The sequence below is a fragment of the Tannerella forsythia genome (assembly GCF_001006485.1).
In the GTDB taxonomy this organism is placed as follows: Bacteria; Bacteroidota; Bacteroidia; order Bacteroidales; family Tannerellaceae; genus Tannerella; species Tannerella forsythia.
Map to the genome: position 1 here is coordinate 1 of NZ_JUET01000123.1, position 1,540 is coordinate 1,540.

A 1,540-nucleotide genomic window follows, 5' to 3' on the forward strand; every position below is an offset into this window, starting at 1 on the left:
CCAAGCTTGTAGAGGAAAGTAACATACTTATATTCGCAATCTCCGAGACACACCGACCGTCACGGAGCCAACAGTCGTGTGTTATAGTCACCCAAACAACCGAATTTGGGAGGGATTGAGCAGCAATCTAAGCAAACTCACAAAATACGTTTTAGAGGAAAGGTAGTGTAAAAAAAGAAACGGGGAAAGAACAACGAGAAGAAAGCAGAAAATATACGTACCTTTGCGGCTCATGAACAGAGAGAAAAATATGATACGTTTCGATGTGACCTTGCTGGGATGCGGTTCGGCGACACCGACCTTGCGTCACGAGGCAACCGCTCAAGTCGTAAATCTGCACGATAAACTGTATATGATTGACTGTGGCGAAGGAGCGCAGCTACAAATGAGGAGGATGCATATCCGATTCAATCGTCTGACCCATATTTTTATTTCCCATCTGCACGGTGATCATTGTTTCGGACTGCCCGGATTACTTTCAACACTCGGTATGTTGGGACGCAAAGGCGAGTTAGTGATTCACGGGCCTCATTCCCTCGGTGATTTTATTCGCCCTGTTCTCGCCTTATTCTGCAAAGAAATGGGATACACCGTACAACTAAACCTGATCGATCCCCAAAAGCATGCACTGGTGATGGAAGATCGTTCGCTCAGTGTCTGGTCTATTCCGCTAAAGCATCGCATACCTACGTGCGGCTACCTTTTTGCCGAGAAACCTCGCGAAGCTCATCTGATACGTGAAATGATCGATTTTTACCAAGTGCCTGTCAAAGCATTGAGGGGTATCAAGCAGGGAGAAAATTTTATAACACCCGAAGGGGTAACCGTTCCTCATACGCGACTGACACGACCGGCACAACCGCCGAGGCGTTACGCGTTCTGTTCGGATACAGCCTTTGAACCGTCTATTGTTCCTTATATCGAAGGAGTTGACTGCTTATATCATGAAGCAACGTTTATGGATAGTGAACTGGCACGCGCCAGAGAAACGTTTCATTCTACAGCCCGTCAAGCCGCGGAAATTGCCCGTATGGCAGGTGCAAAAAAACTCGTAATAGGACATTATTCAGCTCGCTACGAAGATATTAACCCATTACTTGGAGAAGCTCAAGCCATTTTTTCGAACACCATTGCAGGTCAGGAAGGCATGATTGTCCAAGTTTGACACAATGATCCGTTAAAGAACATGCCTGCAATCACACAGAGCGATTCCTTTTAAAAATATCGCTAAACAAAACACAATTAAACATTAAAAACAGCCCTTCGGGCGTTGAGTTGTTTGATTGTTAAACTGTTGAATTGTTGAATTGTTGGCTGATAGCTGACTGCTTAAAAGCTGATAGCTGACCACTGTAACAGCTCCGAAGGGGTGCGTTAATTCAGCCCAATGTGTAGCGAAGCGAAGCGTTGGGAAAAAAGAATACCCACTCCTGCGGAGGGCTGTAAGCCTGATATAAAATGTTGATTCGTTTAATGGTCGAGATGTTTTGCTTAAACAAACTTGCGTGCTTTGCGTAACTTTCGCGTTCCTTGCGGTGAT

The 1,540-nt window shown here is 45.4% G+C and carries 1 protein-coding gene; it reads left to right on the forward strand.

Annotated features, from left to right (window positions below; genetic code table 11):
- Positions 1-250: 250 nt before the first annotated feature.
- On the forward strand, positions 251-1,165 hold the full coding sequence (locus Tanf_RS11795; RefSeq protein WP_046826016.1) for a ribonuclease Z: 915 nt from the start codon (positions 251-253) through the stop codon (positions 1,163-1,165).
- Positions 1,166-1,540: the final 375 nt, after the last annotated feature.